Annotated in this window: 18 protein-coding genes and 2 tRNA genes; 8 read left to right on the top strand and 12 right to left on the bottom strand. The window is 60.7% G+C overall.

The features are described from left to right. Positions 1-101: 101 nt before the first annotated feature. Complete coding sequence (gene argJ, locus ACQY6C_RS13200) at positions 102-1,340, bottom strand: bifunctional glutamate N-acetyltransferase/amino-acid acetyltransferase ArgJ (RefSeq protein ID WP_427969473.1); 1,239 nt, start codon at positions 1,338-1,340, stop codon at positions 102-104. A 472-nt stretch (positions 1,341-1,812) separates the two neighbouring features. Between argJ and secA the strand changes: the two genes are divergently transcribed. After that, positions 1,813-4,578, top strand: coding sequence for a preprotein translocase subunit SecA (gene secA, locus ACQY6C_RS13195; RefSeq protein ID WP_427969471.1), 2,766 nt, complete (start codon positions 1,813-1,815; stop codon positions 4,576-4,578). A gap of 18 nt (positions 4,579-4,596) precedes the next feature. Here the strand turns inward: secA and ACQY6C_RS13190 are convergent, their stop codons facing one another. After that, complete coding sequence (locus ACQY6C_RS13190) at positions 4,597-5,202, bottom strand: GNAT family N-acetyltransferase (RefSeq protein WP_427969469.1); 606 nt, start codon at positions 5,200-5,202, stop codon at positions 4,597-4,599. 69 nt (positions 5,203-5,271) lie between these two features. Between ACQY6C_RS13190 and ACQY6C_RS13185 the strand changes: the two genes are divergently transcribed. Beyond that, complete coding sequence (locus ACQY6C_RS13185) at positions 5,272-6,012, top strand: sulfite exporter TauE/SafE family protein (RefSeq protein WP_427969468.1); 741 nt, start codon at positions 5,272-5,274, stop codon at positions 6,010-6,012. Here the strand turns inward: ACQY6C_RS13185 and ACQY6C_RS13180 are convergent. From ACQY6C_RS13180 to ACQY6C_RS13165, 4 genes are all read right to left on the bottom strand, one after another. Then, on the bottom strand, positions 5,989-7,017 hold the full coding sequence (locus ACQY6C_RS13180; RefSeq protein WP_427969466.1) for a phosphatase PAP2 family protein: 1,029 nt from the start codon (positions 7,015-7,017) through the stop codon (positions 5,989-5,991). The genes ACQY6C_RS13185 and ACQY6C_RS13180 overlap by 24 nt on opposite strands. 101 nt (positions 7,018-7,118) lie before the next feature. Beyond that, positions 7,119-7,271 carry a hypothetical protein gene (locus tag ACQY6C_RS13175; protein WP_427969464.1) on the bottom strand — a complete coding sequence of 51 codons (153 nt, stop codon included), beginning with the start codon at positions 7,269-7,271 and terminating at the stop codon, positions 7,119-7,121. 149 nt (positions 7,272-7,420) lie between these two features. Next, positions 7,421-7,495, bottom strand: a tRNA-Asn gene (locus ACQY6C_RS13170). A 94-nt stretch (positions 7,496-7,589) separates the two neighbouring features. Then, the gene (locus tag ACQY6C_RS13165; RefSeq protein WP_427969462.1) at positions 7,590-8,378 is read right to left on the bottom strand and encodes an NAD kinase; all 789 of its coding nucleotides are present in this window, start codon (positions 8,376-8,378) and stop codon (positions 7,590-7,592) included. 130 nt (positions 8,379-8,508) lie between these two features. On the opposite strand from ACQY6C_RS13165, the gene ACQY6C_RS13160 reads away from it, so the two are divergent. After that, a complete protein-coding gene (locus ACQY6C_RS13160; RefSeq protein ID WP_427969460.1) occupies positions 8,509-9,324 on the top strand; it encodes an EAL domain-containing protein in 816 nt (271 codons plus the stop codon). Between the two features lie 4 nt (positions 9,325-9,328). Here the strand turns inward: ACQY6C_RS13160 and mfd are convergent, their stop codons facing one another. The 3 genes from mfd to ACQY6C_RS13145 form a co-directional block, all read right to left on the bottom strand. Beyond that, on the bottom strand, positions 9,329-12,832 hold the full coding sequence (gene mfd, locus ACQY6C_RS13155; protein ID WP_427969458.1) for a transcription-repair coupling factor: 3,504 nt from the start codon (positions 12,830-12,832) through the stop codon (positions 9,329-9,331). 129 nt (positions 12,833-12,961) lie between these two features. Continuing rightward, positions 12,962-13,240, bottom strand: coding sequence for a succinate dehydrogenase assembly factor 2 (locus tag ACQY6C_RS13150; protein ID WP_427969456.1), 279 nt, complete (start codon positions 13,238-13,240; stop codon positions 12,962-12,964). 84 nt (positions 13,241-13,324) lie between these two features. Continuing rightward, on the bottom strand, positions 13,325-13,753 hold the full coding sequence (locus ACQY6C_RS13145) for a hypothetical protein (RefSeq protein ID WP_427969454.1): 429 nt from the start codon (positions 13,751-13,753) through the stop codon (positions 13,325-13,327). A 173-nt stretch (positions 13,754-13,926) separates the two neighbouring features. Here ACQY6C_RS13145 and recG point away from each other — a divergent pair, with 173 nt between their 5' ends. Both recG and ACQY6C_RS13135 read left to right on the top strand, forming a co-directional pair. Further along, a complete protein-coding gene (gene recG / locus ACQY6C_RS13140) occupies positions 13,927-15,987 on the top strand; it encodes an ATP-dependent DNA helicase RecG (RefSeq protein WP_427969452.1) in 2,061 nt (686 codons plus the stop codon). A gap of 63 nt (positions 15,988-16,050) precedes the next feature. Next, complete coding sequence (locus ACQY6C_RS13135) at positions 16,051-16,581, top strand: hypothetical protein (RefSeq protein ID WP_427969451.1); 531 nt, start codon at positions 16,051-16,053, stop codon at positions 16,579-16,581. Here the strand turns inward: ACQY6C_RS13135 and ACQY6C_RS13130 are convergent. The 3 genes from ACQY6C_RS13130 to ACQY6C_RS13120 form a co-directional block, all read right to left on the bottom strand. Beyond that, positions 16,578-17,375, bottom strand: coding sequence for a fructosamine kinase family protein (locus ACQY6C_RS13130; RefSeq protein ID WP_427969450.1), 798 nt, complete (start codon positions 17,373-17,375; stop codon positions 16,578-16,580). The two genes, ACQY6C_RS13135 and ACQY6C_RS13130, sit on opposite strands and share 4 nt — an antisense overlap. Continuing rightward, entirely contained in the window at positions 17,372-17,845 is a 474-nt protein-coding gene (locus ACQY6C_RS13125) for a low molecular weight protein-tyrosine-phosphatase (RefSeq protein WP_427969475.1), read from the bottom strand. The genes ACQY6C_RS13130 and ACQY6C_RS13125 overlap by 4 nt, the downstream gene beginning before the upstream one ends. 75 nt (positions 17,846-17,920) lie before the next feature. Then, a tRNA-Pro gene (locus ACQY6C_RS13120) sits at positions 17,921-17,997 on the bottom strand. A gap of 101 nt (positions 17,998-18,098) precedes the next feature. Between ACQY6C_RS13120 and thyA the strand changes: the two genes are divergently transcribed. The 3 genes from thyA (at position 18,099) to ACQY6C_RS13105 (ending at position 21,534) form a co-directional block, all read left to right on the top strand. Then, entirely contained in the window at positions 18,099-19,067 is a 969-nt protein-coding gene (thyA, locus tag ACQY6C_RS13115; protein ID WP_427969448.1) for a thymidylate synthase, read from the top strand. A 107-nt stretch (positions 19,068-19,174) separates the two neighbouring features. After that, on the top strand, positions 19,175-20,479 hold the full coding sequence (locus ACQY6C_RS13110) for a 3-methyl-2-oxobutanoate dehydrogenase (2-methylpropanoyl-transferring) subunit alpha (protein ID WP_427969446.1): 1,305 nt from the start codon (positions 19,175-19,177) through the stop codon (positions 20,477-20,479). Next, positions 20,476-21,534, top strand: a complete 1,059-nt coding sequence (locus ACQY6C_RS13105) for an alpha-ketoacid dehydrogenase subunit beta (protein ID WP_427969444.1) — start codon at positions 20,476-20,478, stop codon at positions 21,532-21,534. Before ACQY6C_RS13110 ends, ACQY6C_RS13105 begins: the two co-directional genes overlap by 4 nt. Positions 21,535-21,538: the final 4 nt, after the last annotated feature.

Here is a 21,538-nt window from a genome sequence, read left to right as displayed (position 1 = left end):
GATCGCCGGAAAGATTGCGGAAGCGCGGCAGGATGATGCTGTCGCTAACCCGGCGCATCAGGCGCTGAATGTCGTGATCGAGCGGGTTCATACCCACCACATCACGAACGGTAATCGGCGTTGATCGAGATGTAACCGTGGGTCAGGTCGCAGGTCCACACCGTGGCTTGGCCCTCGCCAATGCCGAGATCGACGGTGATGTCGATATCCTGCCCCTTGAGATGCTCAGCCACCGGAGCCTCGTCATAATCCTCAACCGGAAGGCCGTGTTTCGCGGACCAGATTCCGCCGAACGCGATCGAGAGCTTGTCACGGTCTGCAGGCTCGCCTGCCTTGCCCACGGCCATAACCACGCGGCCCCAATTGGCGTCTTCGCCCGCGATTGCTGTCTTGACCAGCGGTGAATTGGCGATCGACATGCCGACGCGGTGCGCACTTTCATCAGAGGCCGCGCCAGTAATGCGGATCGCGATGAACTTGCTCGCGCCTTCGCCGTCGCGGACCACCAGCTGTGCGAGCTGACGGCAGATGTCCTCCAGTGCGGCGGCAAAGGCATCCGCACCCACACTCTCGAAATTGGCGAGCGGAGCGTTGCCCGCCTTGCCTGTCGCAAAAGCGAGCACAGTGTCGCTGGTCGAAGTGTCGCCATCGACTGTGATGCATGAGAATGTGCGCGTGTTTGCATCGGCCAGCAATGCCTGCAGGAAAGCGGGCTCAACCGCCGCATCGGTGAAGATATAGCCGAGCATGGTCGCCATGTCGGGCGCGATCATGCCGCTGCCCTTGATAATGCCGACCAGCTCCACTGTCTTGCCGTCCACTACCGCGCTTGCTTTCGCTGCCTTTGGGAAAGTGTCGGTCGTGCCGATCGCATTGGTGGCGTCGATCCAGCCGCAGGGCGCGGCCTCCAGCGCTTTCGCGACCCCTTCGCGCGCCTTGTCCTTGGGCAGCGGCACGCCGATTACGCCGGTCGAGGAGACGAACACTTCGTCCTGCGCGCAACCCAGATGCCCGGCCACTTGCGTAATGATCTGGTCGACAGCCTCGCGCCCGCGATAGCCGGTGAAGGCGTTCGAATTGCCTGCATTGACAATCAGCGCCCGCGCGCGGCCCTGCTTCACCTGCTCGCGGCCCATCTCCACCTCGGAAGATGCGCAGGCGCTTTGCGTAAAGACACCCGCGACTGCTGTTCCTTCCGCCAGCTCGGCAAAGGTCAGGTCGGCACGTTCAGGGTCATTGGCCCAATCCTTGTATCGCGCTTTGGAAACGCGCAGCGTCACCCCCTCGATCGAAGGGAGGTCGGGGAAGGGCAGAGCGAGGGGCGAAGCTTCGAGATCCATGGCTCCGCCTGTAAGAGCGCTTCACTGCACAGTAAATGCGGTAATGCGGTGGACGAATTGAGGCCAAGGGACTATATTCCGCGCCATCATGCTACGCCGCCTGCTCGCCTGCCTTGCGCTTTTATCAGGACTTGCCGCCATTGGCGCGCCTTCGAGTCCCGCCTTGGCCGAGGCAACGACAGGAGAAATCGGCGCTAGCCTGGTGGCCCAGCAGGCCGAAGCCCTGCAGGATTGCCCCAGCACTTCACCGTCGCCGGTCATGCCGGTCCGCGAACCGCGTGCGACCCCGGGATCTACGCAACGCAAGATCCGGATTCACATACCGACGGTGCAATTCGGGGCCGACCGAGCCTTCGAATAGCGCCTGACCGCGCAACTCCATTTCTTCCGGTAGCTGGCGCCAATGCGCGGGGCTGCCGATTCCCGCATATCCAATCGTTACGGCCCGTCCGTCACCCACAGGACCACATTCATGTTCCAAACCATCGCCAAATCCATCTTCGGCTCGTCGAACGACCGCTACGTCAAATCGATGGGGAAGATTGTTAATCAAATCAATGCTCTGGAGCCGCAGATTCAGGCTCTTTCCGATGAGGAGCTGAAGGCGCAAACGGACAAATTCCGCCGCCAGATGGACGAGGGCGCATCGCTTGACGATATTCTGCCCGAAGCATTCGCAACCGTGCGCGAGGCGTCGGTCCGGGTTCTGGGTATGCGGCATTTCGATGTCCAGATGATTGGCGGCATCGTGCTTCATCGTGGTGAAATCTCCGAGATGAAGACGGGCGAGGGCAAGACGCTGGTGGCGACGCTGGCAACTTATCTGAACGCAATCGAGGGCAAGGGCGTTCACGTAGTCACCGTCAACGATTATCTCGCCAGCCGCGACGCAGAATGGATGGGGCGGCTCTACAACTGGCTGGGCCTGAGCGTTGGCGTGATCGTGCCCAACCTTGGCGAGCACCAGCGGCGCGAGAGCTACAATGCCGATATCACCTACGGCACCAATAACGAGTTCGGTTTCGACTATCTGCGCGACAATATGAAGCATTCGCGCAGCGAGATGGTGCAGCGTCCCTTCAATTTTGCAATCGTTGACGAAGTCGACTCGATCCTGATCGACGAAGCACGTACGCCGCTGATCATCTCGGGTCCGACCGAAGACAAGTCCGACCTCTATGTCGCTCTCGACGAGGTGGTGAAAGGCATCCCCGAGGATTGGTTCGAGAAGGACGAGAAGACCAAGAGTATCCAGCTGACCGAAGATGGCACCGAGGAAATCGAGAAGCTGCTGATCGAGAAGGGGCTCCTCGAAACCGACAATCTATACGATGTCGAGAACACGCAGGTCGTCCACCACATGGACCAGGCCCTGAAGGCTGTCCACATGTTCAAGAAGGACACCGACTACATCGTCAAGGACGACAAGGTCGTGATCATTGACGAGTTCACTGGACGCATGATGGACGGCCGGCGTTGGTCGAATGGTCTGCACCAGGCGGTCGAGGCCAAGGAGGGCGTCAAGATCGAGCCTGAGAACCAGACCATGGCATCGATCACCTTCCAGAACTACTTCCGCATGTATCCCAAACTGTCGGGCATGACCGGCACCGCAGCGACCGAAGCGGCCGAGTTCTGGGACATCTACAAGATGAATGTGGTGGAGATCCCCACCAATGTGCCGATCCAGCGGATCGACGAGGAAGACGAGTTCTACAAAAACACGCTCGACAAGTTCGGCGCCATTGCCAAGGCGATCAAGGAGAAGAACGAGATCGGCCAGCCAGTGCTGGTTGGTACGGTCTCGATCGAGAAATCGGAGCTTCTCAGCCAGTTCCTTGAGAAGGAAGGTGTGAAACACGAAGTGCTCAATGCGCGCCAGCACGAGCGCGAAGCCCATATCGTGGCGCAGGCCGGGCGCATCGGTGCGGTGACCATTGCCACCAACATGGCTGGTCGCGGCACCGACATTCAGCTTGGCGGCAATGCCGAGTTCCGCATTGGCGACGAGCTGGCTGAGCTTTCCGAAGACGATCCCAAGCGCCAGCTCGAAATCGACCGGATCAAGGCCGAAGTTGAAGCGGAAAAGCAGAGAGTTCTGGAAGCGGGCGGATTGTTCGTGCTCGGTACCGAACGGCACGAAAGCCGCCGGATCGACAACCAGCTTCGCGGCCGTTCGGGCCGTCAGGGTGACCCGGGCCTGTCGCGTTTCTATCTCTGCCTTGAAGACGATCTGCTGCGCATCTTTGGTCCGGACACGCTGTTCTCCAAGATGATGAATTCGAACCTGGCCGATGGCGAGGCGATCGGGTCCAAGTGGCTGTCAAAGGCGATCGAGACCGCGCAGAAGAAGGTCGAGGCGCGCAATTATGACGTGCGCAAGCAGGTCGTTCAGTACGACGATGTGATGAACGACCAGCGCAAGGTGATCTACGAGCAGCGCGGCGAGATCATGGAGGCCGATATGGTCGACGATGTCGTGCTCGACATGCGGCATGATACGATCAACGCCATCGTCAGCGATGCCTGCCCGCCGGGATCCTATCCCGAGCAGTGGAATATCGAAGGGCTGAAGGAGCGGGTCGAGGATATCCTCGGCATAGCTCCTCCGATCGATGCATGGATGGAAGAAGACCATGTCGAGCCCGAGCTGATCGAGGAGCGTATCCGCGAACAGACTGACGAGATCATGGAAAGGAAGATCGCCACACATGATTCCGCCATGTGGCGCCAGATTGAAAAGAGCGTGCTGCTGGAGCGGCTCGACTACCACTGGAAGGAACACCTCGCGACGCTGGATGCTCTGCGGCAGGTCGTGTTCCTGCGCGCCTACGCGCAAAAGCAACCGATCAACGAATACAAGCAGGAAGCATTTGGCCTGTTCGAGCGCCTGCTCGACACGCTGCGCGAGGACGTCACCAAGATTCTGGTCAAGGCAGAAATTCGCGCCGCGCCTCCAATCGAGACTCAGGACCTTCCCGACCTGCCCGATTTCCTCACCGGCCACATCGATCCGTTCAGCGGATTGGAAAATTCGAATGATGGCGATGGCTCTTTCGAGCGTCCTGAACTGTTTGGCTCGCTTGCCGGTTCGCCGCGTGCGGCTGTGGGGCCAGGTGGTGCTGCGAGCGAAGATCCCTATGCCGGCATGGAGATCAGCCGCAATGCGCCGTGCCCATGCGGTTCGGGCAACAAGTACAAGCATTGCCATGGTGCCGCAGGAGGCAAGGCGGCCTGAGGGGATTTGGTTACGCCGTCAGCGCGGTTTGCGCAGCATGGCTTCGAGCGGAGGGCACCCTTCAACCGGGTAGATCATCTCGACCCGCTCGAAACCATGCGCGTTGTAGAACCCGCGATTTTCGGGATTTGAGTTTTCCAGGTAGGCGGGTACGCCTTCGCGGTCGCATGCTTCCAGCATCGGCTTGAACAGCTCGCGGCCCAATCCCTTTCCCTGTGCCGTTTGGCGTACACCGATGGTGAAGAGATAGGCGTGCGGGAATTGCGGATGATGTGCCTCCATCGCTTCCGTCGTGCGCCGGATGCGCGTGAAACCGCCGCGGCTGCTGGCCATGATCGAACGTAGCAATGTCGGAAGCGTAATGAGTGGAAGCGAGCTGTCACCACCGGGCAGCATCCACATTGCCGCACCTTCGTCTCCCAATCGGTAGCAGAAGCCGCGCCTGGTATAGAGGTGTCTCGCCAGCCCAATAAAGGCGATTTCCATCGCTCTGAAATTGCCGAACAGCCAACGGTTGAAGGGATCGTTGCGGAAGGCGTCGGCGGTGATGTCGCCGATCCGGTCAGCCCCATCATGCATCGCACGAGTAAGCGGGGCGTTCAGTTCGATCGTGTTCGCCTGCATTTCCCGTGCGGTCCTTTCTCTCTTCCAAAGCCACTAGCATGAAGCCCATTCGCCCGATAGGGAGCCGCGATGCCGTTGCTAGCCGCCGCCTTTTTCGTCACCGCCGTCCTTTATGCTGCGGTCGGGTTCGGTGGTGGATCGACCTACAATGCGCTGCTGGCGCTTTCCGGCATGGATTATCGCCTGCTGCCGGTGCTGGCGCTGTCCTGCAACCTGGTGGTGGTGGCGGGCGGCAGCGTGCGATTTGCTCGCGCAAAGGTCACACCATGGCGTGGAGCGGCGCTGCTCACTGCGATCGCGGCCCCAGCCGCGTTTCTCGGAGGACTGACACCGATTGGCGAAGATGCTTTCCTCACCATTTTGGGTGTGAGCCTGTTGCTGACCGGGCTGACCATGCTGTTGCCGATTACGCAAAGCGATGAAGCCCGGCCCACCAGGCTGGCGCGCTTTATGCCACTGGTGGCTGCGCCAATCGGCTATCTGGCCGGGCTGGTGGGCATTGGTGGAGGCATTTTTCTCGCGCCACTGCTGCATCTTACTCGCTGGCGCGATGCTCATGCGGTGGCGGCCACGGCCAGCTTCTTTATCCTGGTAAACTCGGGATTTGGACTTGTCGGGCAGCTGATCAAGAACGGCAGCGGCATGTTGGGCGCCGCCGTGGAGAGCGGGCTTCCGCTGCTGATTGCCGTGGCGGTTGGCGGCCAGATCGGCAGTTTCATGGCAGTGCGATTCCTGCCGCAACGCGTGATCCGGTGGATGACGGCTGCACTGGTGATCTGGGTCGGGTTACGTCTCTTGTACGGCGGGTAGGGGCCTGATGTCAGGCTCGAGTTGCTTGATCTCGACGCGGCCGAGAAGGCGCCAGAATGCCCAGACGCAGATGATTGAAACAATGCCATCCCAGGCATAATGCCATGCGAGGTGGAAGCTGCCGATCCAGATCAGCAGCGTGAAACATCCGGCCGCTGCGACAGCCCAGGCTTTGCGATATTTCTCCCACACTACAAGATAGGTGAAATAGGCGATCGCCACATGGACCGATGGCATGGCGGAGATTCCGCTGCCCATCTGGCCGCTTTCGCGCATTTCCAGCAGCCAATCGGCGATTGGCAACATGGCCAGTGGCGAAATGGAGTCGGCGCGGCGCAACTCCGTCATCAACGGAACGTAATAGTCCGAACCGTAGAACTCCTGATAGAACACCGGCCCGCTGGAAGAGAGCGCCATGGCGGCGAAGGCGCCAAGGCCGATCCAGATGAAGAACAGGGTCAGGATTCCGCGCAGTTGGAAAGTACGATCGCTTGAAGCGACGATTGCAGCCCCCAGGAAGGGGATCAGGCTGAACCAGGCAATATAGACCTTGTCGAGGAAGATGGTGCCATAGTCGCCTAGCAAAGCATGCGAGACACGCCACGGATCATGTCCCAGGAACAGCCAGCGATCTGCCATCACGAATAAGGGATCGCTGTAGAAGGGCACGTATTTGGGAATTGCGTCCTTGAGGTAGGAAAAGGCGCTGCTCGGATAGGCTGCGAGCAGGATAAGCCCTGGTGGCGTTAAGACCAGAGATGGGCGTTCCTGGACGCGCGCAACAAGATATCGGGTAGGGCTCGCTTCCCTTGCACGCAGCGCTTCAAACAGGATGAGGCATATCGCGCCAATCGTGGCCAGCGCGGCAATCGCAATCACCTGCTGCGAGAATGGCAATCCATAGAGCCATTCTGGCCCATCGAAGAACGCGAGCGCTATGCCGGTCGGCAGCAGGGCAAGGAATGCTACCAGCCCCAATGCAACGGGATAGGATATCCTCAGCAAGTGCGTCTCTTTCGGGCGATTGGCGAATTGCCGTTAATGAATAACGGCATCGCATTTACCGTCCAGTCGCTGAGAAAGTATTACACAGCGCTGGATGCCCTCTAGCGCGCTCCAAACAGCCGGGCGAAGAATCCGGGCTCTTCTTCCATCGGCAGCACGGGCCCGTAGTGGTGCTCGCGCAGGAGCGGATTCGAGGTCGGGCGCGGACTGCTCCACCTGTCGGGGGCGCTCGAGCGGAATGTATATTGCGACATGGCGCTTGCCTCCTTTCGGCAGCAAGGAACATGCCCGCGTGCAATCACAGTCCCTATCGCGTTAACCGGGCGTGTCCCGCAATGGGATCGGCGCGCGCGCATGGGTTAAGCGCCTCTACGGCCCAATGCTGTTGATTTATGGATTAAAATGGCTCCCCGAGTTGGATTCGAACCAACGACCAAGTGATTAACAGTCACCTACTCTACCGCTGAGCTATCGGGGAGCAGCCCTCCAAGCGGTATGGAGGAGGGCGGAGGCGAGCCTATATGGGCGAGGCGAGGGCTTTGCAACCCCCGTTTTGCGTCACTTGCGGGCTCTCAGGTTACGAACTGTTCGGCGACGATACGTTCGTCCAGCGCATGGCCGGGATCGAACAGTAACGTCAGCTCGTTCTCGCGCGCGATTTCCAGCGAAACCTCTGCAATATCACGCAGTTCCTTCTGATCTGCGACGACCGAAACGGGGCGTTTTTCCGGCTCGCGCACGCGGAATTTGATCGCGCTGCGATCGGGCAGGATCGCACCGCTCCAGCGGCGCGGCCGGAATGCACTGATCGGAGTGAGCGCGAGAAGCTGCGAATCGAGTGGCAGGATGGGGCCATTGGCGGACAGGTTGTAGGCGGTCGAACCGGCGGGAGTCGCAACAAGCACACCGTCGCAAACCAGCTCCTCGATCCGCACGCGGTCATCTACGGAGACTTCTATCTTTGCCGTCTGGCGCGTTTCACGCAGCAGGGAAACCTCGTTGATCGCGCGCCAATCGCAGGTCGCGCCGGTTTGCGTTACCGCGTGCATGCGCAAGGGCGCTATGGCCATTGCGCGAGCCTTCGCTAGCCGTTTGTCCAGGTTCGCGCCATTGCGGTAGCGATTCATCAGGAAGCCGACTGTGCCTAGGTTCATTCCATAAGCGGGTATGACTCGCCCCGCATCAAGCATGGCGTGGAGCGTGTGCAGCATGAAACCGTCGCCGCCCAGCACAACCACTGCGTCGGCTTCGTCCATTGATACCCATTCACGCTGACCGGAAAGCTCGGCAAAGGCCTCCTGCGCGCGGGGGGTTTCCGATGCGACCAGCGCAATATGTTCGATATTCAACGACTTGGCCAATTGGTTGCTCCCCCGTGTCTCGCAGGACCCGGCAATTCTCCGGTTGTCACTCCTATGGTGGGTTGTGCCATTTTTCAACGGAACTGATTTTATACAGGCAATCTACCACGGCAGCGCTATTCCTTGTGCCATGGCAAGCAAACCAATTCCATCGCGATCGACGCGCAGCGGCGGGCTCTCTCCTGCTGTGGCAAAGGCGTTGGAGGGAGAGCTCATAAAGGCGTTGGGGCATGAAGAGATCGTGGTTCTGTTCCAGCCGCAGTTTTCCTGCCGGGACGGCGCGATCCTGGGGGCAGAGGCATTGGCGCGCTGGCAACATCCGACCTTGGGGACGATCGGCGCGCGCGACCTGTTCGCCATTGCAGAAGGCGCGGGCCTGGTGGCGCCCATCTCTCGCCATGTTGTGGCGCAAGCGCTGGTGCAGGCCGCGCAATGGCCCAAACATCTGCGATTGGCGCTGAACGTTACGCCGGAAGAAATTGCCGAACCCAGCTTTTCGCGTGCTTTCGCGTCATTGGTGGGCCGATCCAAGATGGCTCCAGACCGGTTGACGATGGAGATCACCGAAGACGTGCTGCTGGGCGATCTCGGCCTGGCGGCGGAGGCGCTTGCCGTACTCAAACAAAGCGGAATGCGGGTTGCGCTGGACGATTTCGGCGCGGGATTCTGCAATTTTCACTATCTCAAGCAGCTGCCGCTCGATGCAATCAAGCTCGATCGCACCATGGTGGTCGGGATCTGCCGCGACGAACGTGACCTCGCTGTACTGCGCGCGATTGTGCAACTTGCCGCGGCGCTTGGGCTGGAAGTCGTGGCCGAAGGGATCGAGACAGAAGCTCAGCGTGATGCGGTGATCGCGGAGGGCTGCGCCTATTGGCAGGGCTTCCTGCAGGCCGAACCCATGCGCAATGATGAGATGCTGCGAATGGTAGCGAAGGCGGCCTGACGCCCTAGGCGGCCTGTTTCGCACCCTTCTTTGCCTTCGTGACAATGCCCGATAGCCCCTTGGTCAGCTGGAACAGACCGTTGAGGCGGCTCTGCGGATCGCCCCATGCCCGGTTGATCACCAGCTTCATGTCTGGGCGCAACTTGGCCGTGTCCTTCAATCGCTCGACATAGGACAAGAGACCGACCGGATCGGGGAAATCGTCCTTGTGGAATGTCACCAGCGTGCCGCGCGGTCCGACATCGATCTTGGCGATATTTGCCGTGATTGCCTGATGCTTGATCTCGATCAGGCGGACGAGATTGGCCGTCGAATCGGGAAGTGGCCCAAAGCGGTCGATCATTTCTGCAGCCAGCGCTTCGATCTCCGCCTTGTCGGCAGCATCGTTGAGTCGGCGATAGAGCGCCATGCGCACGGCGAGATCGGGCACGTAATCCTCTGGGATCATGATCGGCGCATCGACGGTGATTTGCGGGCTGATCGAATCGCGTTCCGGCGCAAGACCCGCTTCGCCCGCCTTGGCGGCCAGGATCGCATCCTCCAGCATCGATTGGTAAAGCTCGAACCCGACTTCGCGGATATGGCCCGATTGCTCGTCGCCCAACAGGTTCCCCGCGCCGCGAATGTCGAGGTCGTGGCTCGCAAGCTGGAAGCCGGCGCCAAGGCTGTCGAGATCGCCCAGCACCTTAAGGCGCTTTTCTGCGACTTCGGATAGCTGCACGTCACGGCCATAGGTGAGATAGGCATAGGCGCGCAGTTTCGCGCGACCCACGCGCCCACGCAGCTGATAAAGCTGGGCCAGGCCAAATCGATCTGCACGGTGGATGATGATGGTGTTGGCCGTCGGAATGTCGAGCCCGCTTTCGACGATCGTGGTCGATAGCAGCACGTCATATTTGCGGTCGTAGAAAGCGCTCATGCGTTCCTCGACTTCGCCAGCACCCATTTGCCCATGCGCGGCAATGAACTTCACCTCGGGCACATGCTCGTGCAGCCAGTCCTCGACTTCGGCCATATCGGAGATGCGCGGCACGACAATGAAGCTCTGCCCGCCGCGGTGATGTTCGCGCAGCAATGCCTCACGCATCACCATGTCGTCCCATTCCATCACATAGGTGCGCACAGCGAGCCGATCGACGGGAGGTGTCTGGATGGTCGAGAGTTCGCGCAGGCCCGTCATCGCCATCTGCAGCGTACGTGGGATTGGTGTGGCGGTAAGCGTCAGCACATGCACATCGGCGCGAAGCTGTTTGAGCCTTTCCTTGTGCGTGACGCCGAAGCGCTGCTCCTCATCTACGATCACCAGGCCGAGATTGCGGAAGGCGGTGCTCTTGGAAAGGATCGCATGGGTGCCGATCACAATATCGACATCGCCCTTTTCCAGCCCTTCGCGCGTTTCCGCCATTTCCTTTGACGGGACGAGCCGTGAAAGGCGCCCGATCTTGAGCGGAAAGCCGGCAAATCGTTCGCAGAAATTGCTGTAGTGCTGGCGCGCCAGCAGTGTGGTGGGGGCGACCACGGCCACCTGCTCGCCGTTCATCGCCGCCACGAAGGCCGCGCGCAGTGCCACTTCGGTTTTGCCGAAACCGACATCGCCGCAGACCAGCCGATCCATCGGACGACCGCTTTCGAGATCGCGCAATACGTCTTCGATGGCGCGATCCTGATCGTCGGTCTCGTCCCAGGGGAACTTCTCGACGAACTGGTTGTAGACCGAATCCTCCGCCGCCAGCACAGGCGCCTTCCTCAGCGCGCGTTGCGCCGCGACCAGCATCAGCTCGCCAGCGATCTCGCGGATGCGTTCTTTCAGCCGTGCACGGCGTTTCTGCCATGCCTCGCCGCCAAGCCGGTCGAGCATGACCGCTTCTTCGCTGCTGCCATAGCGGCTGAGAACGTCGATATTTTCGACCGGGATGTATAGCTTGTCGCCGCCGCGGTACTCCAGCATCACGCAGTCATGCTGGCTCTTGCCGACGGGGACGGGCTCCAGCCCAAGATATTTGCCGATTCCGTGCTCGACATGGACCACCAGATCGCCGCGATTGAGCGCCTGCAGTTCGGCCAGGAAAGCGTCAGAATCCTTGCGGCGTTTCTTGCGGCGGACGAGCCGGTCGCCAAGCACGTCCTGTTCAGTCAGCAGCTCCAGCTCGCTATTGGAGAAGCCGGTTTCGAGCGGCAGCACTGTCGCCACCGGCTGTCCCTTGGCCGCGAGGCCCAGCGCTTCCTGCCATGTATCGGCGAGCTTGGTCTTACAGCCTGCTTCGCTGAGGATCGAAGCAATACGCGCGCGGCTGCCGGTGGAATAGGCGGCCAGCAAGGGTCGCTTGCCCGCCTTGCCCAGCGCGGCGAGATGTTTGGCCGCCGATTCATAAACATTGTCGCCACGCGCTCGCTCGGGAGCGAAATCGCGCGCCGATGCAAAGCCGAAATCGATCACGTGGTCGCTTTCGGGTTCGGCAAAGATGACGCTGCGATGGACAGGAGCAACTTTCAGCGCAGCGCTGAATTCGTCCGAACTGACGTAGAGCGTGGAGTCTTCCAGCGGGCGGTAGCTGCCCGCCGCCTGACCCGCTGTCTTCTGGCGAGCCTGATGGTAGTCGGCGATATCCTTGAAGCGCTCGTCGGCGGCGGAAAGTGCGGCGCTGTCGATCACCACCACGTCATCTGCGACGAGATAGTCGAACAGGGTCGCCAGCCGTTCTTCGAACAGCGGCAGCCAATGCTCCATTCCGGCCAGCCGCCGACCCTCGCTGACCGCTTCGTAGAGAGGATCCTGCGTCGCCATGGCTCCGAACAGTTCGCGGTAGCGGCTGCGGAAACGCTTGATCGTTTCTTCGTCAAGCAGCGCTTCGCTGGCGGGCAGCAGCAGATGCGATTTGAGCGTTCCGGTGCTCATCTGCGTGGTCGGATCGAACAGTCGCAGGCTTTCCAGCTCGTCACCGAAGAAATCTAGCCGCAATCCCTGTTCGAGGCTGGAAGGGAAGATATCGACGATTGAACCTCGCAGCGCATATTCGCCGTGGTCGATCACCGTGTCCGTGCGTGAATAGCCCTGACGTTGCAGCAACGCGGACAGGCTCTGGTGGCCGATCGTGGTGCCAGGTTTGAACTCGCGCACGCTTTCACGGATGCGGAAAGGCGTGAGCACGCGTTGAAGCACCGCATTGATAGTAGTCACCAGCAGCTGCGAACCTGCTGTGCCGTCGCTTTGCCCAGCCTGGAGCCGGAACAGTGCGGAGAGGCGACGCGCGCTGACAGAGAGGGCGGGGCTGGCGCGGTCATAGGGGAGGCAGTCCCATGCCGGGAACTCGATAACTTCCAGTTCTGGCGCGAAGAATTGCGCGGCTTCGCTGACAGAACGCATCGCCGCTTCGTCCGGTGCGATGAACACCGCGCGGCCCTTCGCTGCGCGCGCCAGATCGCTCATCACAAGCGGCTGTGCACCGCGAGCGATCGAGGTCAGTGTAAGCGGCTTTTTGGCCGAGAGAATACGGGAGAAATCAGGCATATTTGTTGTGTTCAGGCACAGGTTTGCCGCCATTTGCCCTTCGACAAGCTCGGGGTAAACGGGTTGAGGGTCATTCGGGTTCAGTTACCAAGTAACCGCTCGTGATGAACCTGTCGAACTGCGAATGCGTCAGCGCGGAATATCGACGTAATCGAGCTGCTGCATCAGATCCATCATCGGCCCGCGAAAGAAGTCCGGCACGGGCTGGCTTTGCATCGCCCAAGCCATGATCTCCACATCGTCCTCTTCCAGCAGCGCTTCGAACCAGGTGAGGGCCGCCTCGTCCCAGCCTTCCGAATAGCGGTCGAAATAGCCGCCGATCATGAAATCGGCTTCGCGTGTGCCGCGATGCCAGGCGCGAAACTTGGCGCGGGCCAGGCGGGCAGGGAAGGTAAGAGCTTGAGGCATGAAAAGGGCGCCAATCTTGCAGGAGTGGCGCCCCTCTGTCCGATCACGGCCCCGTAATCAACCTGTAATCAGGGGCCGCTTCTGTCACGGGTGGGTGTGGCTGAATGTCTGCATGCTTTCCGTTTCAAGAGAATCGGATTCATCCGTGATTTTCTTGGCCGCTTCTTCCGATCCGGCAATCTTGGCGAGAGCTTCGTTGAATGCCTTGCGTTCGGGCGATGCATGTGTGTCGAGCGAGGCCATGCCACGCGGCATCGTGAAGATCATCATGATGTCCCACGGCCCGGCCACCAGCCAGTGTACTTGTGCCTTGGGCAGTCCGGCTGCTTCTGCAGCAGGCTCGAAATACTTTTCCTCCAATTCGCTCCACCGTTGCCCGGATCCATCCTTTAGCTTGATGTATTCAATCATGTAGGTGGTTCGTGGTGCTTCAGGATCGTCCTGCGCATGGGCAGGCGCAGCGAAGGCAAGGGTAGCGGCAGCCGCAAGGCCGAGTGCGAACTTATTCAACATCTTCATTCTCCCCCAGTTAGGTTCCACGACCCGAGGAGACTGGCTGTGTCAGTTCCGCATTGCTTCCCGACCCCGGAAAAGCCGCCTGGGCGGCGTTAGACGCCTTAATTGACGTGTTGGCAATAGGCGGGGCACATCTTCGCAGGAAGGCGCAAAGCGGTTAGGACAATGCGATGCGTCCCGAAGCACTCAATCCGCTGTTCGTCGAATGTGATGCGCTGGATGGCGTAGGGCCGAAGATCAAGAAGCCGCTCGACAAGCTGGGGCTCACTCGCGTGCGCGATCTGGCGTATCATTTGCCGGAGCGGTTCGTGACGCGGCGCCCGGTCGAAGACCTCGACCAGGCGAGCGAGGGCGAGCAGATCGTCATTGCACTTACGCCGGTGGAACACCGTGCGCCACGCAACAATCGCGGCCCCTATCGCGTGTTGGCGCAGGATAGTGTGGGCAATATCTGCGCGCTGACCTATTTCGGGCGCGCGTCCTACACGGCAAAGAAGCTGCTGCCGGTGGGCGAGAAGCGTTGGGTATCGGGCAGGCTCGACCGCTATGGCGATATGCTTCAGATCGTTCATCCCGATCATGTCGAGAAAGAGGGCGGCGGCGCGCTCGCGCGGCTCAACGAGCCGGTCTATGGCCTGTCCGAAGGGTTAACCCAGCCGCGTGTTGTCGGTTTGGTGGAACAGGCGCTGGCGCGGCTCCCTGAACTTCCCGAATGGATCGAACCCTCGCAATTCGAACGCGAGGGCTGGCCTGCTTGGCGCGATGCAATGCACTTGGCGCACAAGAGCGAGAATGCCAGCGCGCGTGACCGGCTTGCCTATGACGAGTTGCTGGCCAATTCGCTTGCGCTGATGCTGGTGCGGGCGGACAATCGCAGCCGCAAGGGACAGTCGCTAAGGGGTGACGGGAGCCTGCGCGGCCAACTCCAGCTGCCGTTCCCGCTAACGGGCGCGCAGACCCGTTCGATCAGTGAAATCGAGGGCGACCTGGCGCAGGAAGCGCCGATGTTGAGGCTGCTGCAAGGCGATGTCGGCGCGGGCAAGACAGTGGTTGCACTCGAAGCCATGCTGATCGCCAATGAAGCGGGCAAGCAGGCGGCATTGCTCGCACCTACGGAGATCCTGGCACGCCAGCATTACGAAACGATCCGCAGCATGGCCGCACCGACCGGCGTCGAGGTCGCGCTGCTGACTGGCCGCGACAAGGGAAGGGCGCGCGAAAGCATATTGATGGGGCTGATGGATGGCTCGATCGATATCGTGATCGGCACTCACGCGATCTTCCAGGATAGCGTCGCCTACAAGGATCTGGCGCTGGTGGTGGTGGATGAGCAGCACCGCTTTGGCGTGCAACAGCGCTTGCAGCTCGCCAGCAAGGGCAAGCGTACGCCGCATACTCTGGCGATGACCGCGACGCCGATCCCGCGCACGCTCACGCTGGCGCAATATGGCGAGATGGATGTCAGCCGGCTCGACGAGATGCCGCCGGGCCGCAAACCGATCATCACCCGTGTCATGTCGATGGAGCGGATGGGCGAGATCGTGGACGGGGTCGCGCGCCACCTCAAAACCGGGCAGCAGGCCTTCTGGGTCTGCCCGATGGTTCACGAAAGCGAGGCTGCCGATCTTGCTGCCGCCGAAGCGCGTTATGCCGCACTAAATGATCGATTCGGAGATGCGGTTGTGCTCGTCCACGGGCAGATGAAGCCGGAGGAGAAGGACGCGGCAATGGAGCGTTTCGTCTCGGGCGAGGCGAGCCTGCTGGTCGCGACGACCGTGATTGAAGTCGGGGTGGACGTGCCCAATGCAACTCTGGTTGTCGTCGAGCAGGCCGAGCATTTCGGGCTCGCGCAACTGCACCAGCTCCGCGGCCGGGTAGGGCGGGGGAGCGAACAGGCGGTGTGTTTGCTGCTGCGAAGCAATGCGCTTTCCGAAACGGCCAAGCGTCGCCTTGCCCTGATGCGCGAGACGCAGGACGGTTTCCGCATCGCCGAAGAAGATCTCGAACTGCGCGGCGGCGGCGAATTGCTCGGTACGCGGCAATCGGGCGATACGCCCTTCCGGGTAGCCAATCTTGAGCAGATCACACGGCTGCTCCCGGCCGCCCATGCCGATGCGCGACTGCTGATGGAGCGCGATGGCGGGCTGTCGTCCGAGCGGGGGAAGGCCGCCCGGCTATTGCTCTATCTGTTCGAACGCGATTGGGGCGTGCAGTTGCTGCGGGGCGGTTAGTCTTGTCAGTGAAATTGTAAGATACTCATGCGATACCTCATAATTCGATGGGAGTATATGATCATGAATACTGTTCATTATTCTAAAGTGCGCATGATAATCATGTTCGTTGGGGTTTGTCTTTTTGTAGTACTTGGTGCTTGGGCCAATGCCAGACTCGAAGGTCGCGCTGCCTTTGCCGGGTTCATACTGATGTGTCTTGGCGCGATCACCTTTCCGATCTTCGCGCGGTACATGCTCATCGGCGCCAAGGTACTGGAATTCGATAGCACCATTGTAACATTTCATGGTCTACTGGGCAGCAAGACGGTGCGCTGGGATAGAGTTACCTCGATTGATATCTATACAGTCACAGTCAATTGGTTTTCCAAGACTCGCCATCTCAGGATTCACGGGCCATTCGGCATCATGGGTTATGCCAGCATTTCCGAAAAGATGCTGACGAGCGAGCATCGTCCTCTGGAGAAGCTCATCGCCGCAATCTCAGAGGCGCATGCGCGGCCGGCGAGGCAAGCACCCCGCCGCGAGGAATCAGCGATCATTCCAGCATCGCCTATGCCGCGAGAAGCCGGTTTCGGTCGTAAAGGTATCTAAAAACTCAGCGCGGCAAGCTCGCGTTCCACTGCACCGCGATAGGAGCTGCCAAACAGGCGCAGGTGCACCAGCCATGGCCATAGGCGATAGAGCGGTTGCCGCTCGTGCCAGCCCTCTTCTGGATCAAGTGCAGCAAAGAAGCTTTCGGGCGGATGATCGAACAGCGTCAACATGGCCCAGTCAACCTCGCGATGGCCGTAATAGCAGGCTGGGTCGATCAACACTGCTTGCTCGCCAGACCAGATGATATTGCCGCCCCACAAATCGCCGTGAAGCAGCGAGATCGGTGGGGCGTGCGGCAAGAGATCTTCGATCGAATGCGCGAGGCACTCGATGCGGCGGGCAAGGCTCTCATCGATATGCGGGCAATGACAAAGCAGGCGGTTTTCGGCCCAGAAAAGTGGCCAGCTGTCGTTCCGCGTGTTTCCGATCGCGACTGGCCCGAAGGCGTAGTCTTGATCCCATCCACATGCTTCCGGGGTAGGCTGGTGCAGGTGGCGTAGCGTTTCAGCAAGCGTCCGCCACCTGTCACCTGAAGGTGCCGCCTCGATATCGTCCATCACCAGCCAGCCATCGCCGTTGTAGAACACTAGCGGGGCAGGCGTGCCGGTTTCAGCAATAGCACGCAGCATTTCGCCCTCTGCAAGTACGAGCGGGCCGCTTTTGGCTACGATATGGCGGCCATCTGCGAGGGTAAGTCTGGTCGCACCTGAGATGTCCCCGCCTGCCAGACGTGCGCTCTCGGTGACGGGAGAGCCGAGTGCAGGCTCGATCCAGTCGAAGCCCTGTCTCAAGCCAGCCCACGCCTGAGCATGGCGACCAGCGCCTGCGCGGCGGCATCGACATCGGCCCAGGTTTCGAGAAACCCGTCCGCGCCGCCATAATAGGGATCGGGCACGGCCTCTCCCGCGCGGCCCTCGACCACATCCATCAGCAGGCCGACATGCGCGGTGGCCTCTTCAGGCATACGCGACAAGATCGCGTCGAGATTGGAATGGTCCAGCGCAAAGATGTGCGTGAATCTGGTGTAATCGTGGTGTGCGAGCTGCCTGCCGCGATAATGCGCGATGTCCACGCCCATGTGCGCCGCCGTTGCGATGCTGCGCGGATCTGGTGGTTCGCCGACATGGTAGGCGGCGGTGCCGGCGCTATCGGCATGGGCATCCAGCCCCGCGTCCTCCGCTGCCTTGCGGAACGCGGCCTCTGCCAGTGGCGAGCGGCAGATATTGCCGAGACATACGAAGAGAACTGACGGCTTACTCAGAGCTTCCTCCCGCGCTATCGCTTGGGACCAAATCGGCCGAAAGTGTCTCCCAGACACTTTCGTGTCGCGATTTGCTGGTCGGGGAGAGAGGATTCGAACCTCCGGCCCCTGCCTCCCGAAGACAGTGCTCTACCAGGCTGAGCTACTCCCCGACCGTGTCGGCCCCACAAAGTTGTGGGTCGAGGCAAGGCGCGCCCTATAGGCAGCGTTTGCCGGGGTGGCAAGCGGGCAATTGCGGGTTTAGGAACACATTATGGCGAGCATCGCGATTCCCCCTGCCGGAACCTCCACGCGTCACCCTGAGTGGCAGTATCTAGAGTTGATGCGCCGCATCTGGGAAGACGGCAGCGAGCGGATCGACCGCACCGGGGTGGGGACACGCTCGGTTGCAGGCGCCATGCTGCGATTTGATCTGGATGGTGGCGCGATGCCGCTGCTCACCACCAAGCGAGTCTATTGGAAGACAGCCACACGCGAAATGCTGTGGTTCCTCACCGGCGATACCAATATCCGTCCGCTGGTTCTGCAAGGCGTAAAGATCTGGAACGAATGGCCGCATGTCCGCTACGTCAAGGAAACGGGTGAGGACGTTTCGCTGGAGGACTTTATCCAGCGGATCGCCGATGACGAGGCCTTTGCCGCCGAATGGGGCGATCTTGGCCCAGTTTATGGCAAGCAATGGGTCGACTGGCCGACCTATCGCTATCGGCCTGATGGGCTTTACGAGAAGGGGCCGGGCATCAACCAGGTGGCCGAAGTGGTCGAAAGCCTGCGCACCAGCCCAGGCAGCCGCCGCCACATCATCGAAGGCTGGAATGTGGCCGAGCTGGACCGGATGGCACTGCCGCCGTGCCACAAGACCTACCAGTTCCATGTCGCAGGCGAGGGCGAGAATGCACGGCTCAACTGCCTGCTCTACCAGCGCAGTTGTGACGTCGCGCTAGGGCTGCCATTCAACCTGTGGTCGGCGGCGCTGCTCACCCGGATGATGGCACAGCAGACCGATATGGAAGCTGGCGAACTTGTGTGGATGGGGGGCGATGTGCACCTCTACCTCAACCACGAACATCTCATTACCGAGCAGCTGACACGCGAACCGCAAGGTCATCCACGGCTCGAAATCACGCGCAAGCCATCCAGCATCTTCGACTACGCCATCGAGGATTTCGAGGTGCATGATTATGCCCCGTTAGGCCCGATAAAGGCTCCTGTAGCGGTCTGAGGGATGCCTCAGCGGGGGCCAACTTGACCTGAGAGCGTGTTTGTAATAAAATAACGTGGTCGCGTAAGATTGATGCTCATGCGATTTCTCGAAGGGAGAGCGTTGTTATGGCCGACAGGCCTGATGGTGCAGGTGCTGCAGGGCGCAACCGGCCCGCGCTGGCACTGCACGTACCCGAACCGAAATTCCGCCCCGGCGACACGGTCGACTATTCGCATCTCGATGTCGGTGCACCGGGCGATATGCCGCGACCTGACGAGAGCTGCGATCCGTCGGATATGCGCGACTTGGCCTTTGGCCTGGTGCGTGTGCTGGGCGACGACAATCTTGCCGCGGGCCCATGGGATCCGAAGCTCGATCCGGATACGCTGCGCGAAATGCTGGGCCATATGGCGCTGGTGCGCGCCTTTGATGAGCGCATGTTCCGTGGCCAGCGGCAGGGCAAGACCAGCTTCTACATGAAATGCACCGGTGAGGAAGCGACGAGCGTTGCCGCCGCTATGGCTCTTGCCAGCGACGACATGGTGTTCCCCAGCTATCGCCAGCAAGGCATCCTGATCTCTCGCGGCTATCCGATGGTCGAGATGATCAACCAGATATATTCGAACAAGGCGGACAAGTTGATGGGCCGCCAGCTGCCGATCATGTATTCGAGCCGCGAGCACAGCTTCTTTTCGATCAGCGGCAATCTCGCCACGCAATGCCCGCAAGCCGTGGGATGGGCGATGGCGAGCGCAATCAAGGGCGACAGCCGGATCGCGGCAAGCTGGGTGGGCGAGGGCTCGACGGCGGAAGGTGACTTCCACTCCGCCTGCACCTTCGCGTCGGTCTACAACGCTCCGGTGATCCTCAACGTGATCAACAACCAATGGGCAATTTCCAGCTTCTCGGGTTTTGCCGGTTCAGAACGCACCACTTTCGCCGCGCGCGCGCTGGGTCACGGCATTGCTGGCCTGCGCGTCGACGGGAACGATGCGCTGGCTGTCTATGCTGCAGAGCGCTGGGCTGCCAACCGCGCCCGCGCCAATGCCGGGCCGACGCTGATCGAACATTTTACCTATCGCGCGGAGGGGCATTCCACCTCCGACGATCCGACCGGCTATCGCAGCGCGCAGGAACGCGAGGAATGGCCGCTGGGCGATCCGATCATGCGGCTGAAGCGCCACCTCATCGCGATCGGCGAATGGGACCTGGAACGGCAGGAAAAGATGGATCTGGAAGCATCCGAACGGGTCAAGGCAGCGACCAAGGAGGCCGAGAAGAACGGCATCCTCGGCCACGGCTTGCACCATCCGTTCCGCACCATGTTCCAGGACGTTTACGAAGAACTGCCCTGGCACCTGAAGGAACAGGCCGCGCAGGCCCACCGCGAGCGACTGATCAAATGGCCTGAAGGGAGGCCTGAGGAATGAGCGCGCAGGTCAAGGAAGCTGCGGCACAAGAAGCCGCTGTCGAACGCCGGATCAACATGATCGAGGCAATCAACGATGCGCTCGACATCATGCTTGCCCGCGATCCCGATGTGATCGTGATGGGCGAGGATGTGGGCTATTTCGGCGGTGTGTTCCGCTGCACTGCCGGTCTGCAGGAAAAGCACGGCAAGACGCGTGTGTTTGACACGCCCATTTCCGAATGCGGGATCATCGGCGTGGCGGTGGGGATGGGCGCCTATGGCCTGCGGCCGGTGCCCGAGATCCAGTTCGCGGACTATATCTATCCCGGCCTCGATCAGCTTATCAGCGAAGCCGCGCGGCTGCGCTATCGCTCGGCCTGCGATTATATCGCGCCGTTGACTGTGCGCTCGCCTTTCGGTGGCGGTATCTTCGGCGGTCAGACCCATAGCCAGAGCCCGGAAGCGCTGTTCACCCATGTGGCGGGGCTCAAGACGGTGATCCCTGCGACCCCCTATGATGCAAAGGGACTGCTGATTGCGGCGATAGAAGACAACGACCCGGTGATCTTCTTCGAGCCGAAGCGCATCTATAACGGGCCGTTCTCCGGATTTTACGACAAGCCGGTTGAGCCGTGGAAGAAGCATAAGGACAGCGTGGTGCCCGAAGGCTACTATCGCATCCCGCTAGGCAAGGCGCGGACGGTATCCGAAGGCGAGGACCTGACCGTGCTCGCCTATGGCACCATGGTCCATGTGGCGGAAGCGGTTTGCCGGGAGAAGGGCGTTGATGCCGAGATCCTCGACCTGCGCACTCTGGTGCCGCTCGACATCGAAGCGATCGAGGCTTCGGTCGAGAAGACAGGGCGCTGCCTGATCGTCCACGAAGCGACCCGTACTTCAGGTTTTGGGGCGGAACTTTCCGCGCTCGTCACGGAACGCTGTTTCTACCATCTCGAAGCGCCCGTTGAACGCGTGACGGGCTTCGATACACCCTATCCACACAGCCTCGAATGGGCCTATTTCCCTGGCCCGGTCCGTATTGGCGAGGCCATCGACAAGATCCTCAAGGACTGACCGC

Source organism: Altererythrobacter sp., from assembly GCF_050299635.1.
GTDB lineage: Bacteria > Pseudomonadota > Alphaproteobacteria > Sphingomonadales > Sphingomonadaceae > Erythrobacter.
Note: the sequence above shows the minus strand (reverse complement) of the source record. Positions and strands in the feature narration are given on the sequence as shown.

Coding starts and splice junctions, on each gene's coding strand:
- argJ (WP_427969473.1), bottom strand. CDS start 1,340: ATGGATCTCGAAGCTTCGCCCCTCGCTCTGCCCTTCCCCGACCTCCCT.
- secA (WP_427969471.1), top strand. CDS start 1,813: ATGTTCCAAACCATCGCCAAATCCATCTTCGGCTCGTCGAACGACCGC.
- ACQY6C_RS13190 (WP_427969469.1), bottom strand. CDS start 5,202: ATGCAGGCGAACACGATCGAACTGAACGCCCCGCTTACTCGTGCGATG.
- ACQY6C_RS13185 (WP_427969468.1), top strand. CDS start 5,272: ATGCCGTTGCTAGCCGCCGCCTTTTTCGTCACCGCCGTCCTTTATGCT.
- ACQY6C_RS13175 (WP_427969464.1), bottom strand. CDS start 7,271: ATGTCGCAATATACATTCCGCTCGAGCGCCCCCGACAGGTGGAGCAGT.
- ACQY6C_RS13160 (WP_427969460.1), top strand. CDS start 8,509: ATGGCAAGCAAACCAATTCCATCGCGATCGACGCGCAGCGGCGGGCTC.
- mfd (WP_427969458.1), bottom strand. CDS start 12,832: ATGCCTGATTTCTCCCGTATTCTCTCGGCCAAAAAGCCGCTTACACTG.
- ACQY6C_RS13150 (WP_427969456.1), bottom strand. CDS start 13,240: ATGCCTCAAGCTCTTACCTTCCCTGCCCGCCTGGCCCGCGCCAAGTTT.
- ACQY6C_RS13145 (WP_427969454.1), bottom strand. CDS start 13,753: ATGTTGAATAAGTTCGCACTCGGCCTTGCGGCTGCCGCTACCCTTGCC.
- recG (WP_427969452.1), top strand. CDS start 13,927: ATGCGTCCCGAAGCACTCAATCCGCTGTTCGTCGAATGTGATGCGCTG.
- ACQY6C_RS13135 (WP_427969451.1), top strand. CDS start 16,051: ATGAATACTGTTCATTATTCTAAAGTGCGCATGATAATCATGTTCGTT.
- thyA (WP_427969448.1), top strand. CDS start 18,099: ATGGCGAGCATCGCGATTCCCCCTGCCGGAACCTCCACGCGTCACCCT.
- ACQY6C_RS13110 (WP_427969446.1), top strand. CDS start 19,175: ATGGCCGACAGGCCTGATGGTGCAGGTGCTGCAGGGCGCAACCGGCCC.
- ACQY6C_RS13105 (WP_427969444.1), top strand. CDS start 20,476: ATGAGCGCGCAGGTCAAGGAAGCTGCGGCACAAGAAGCCGCTGTCGAA.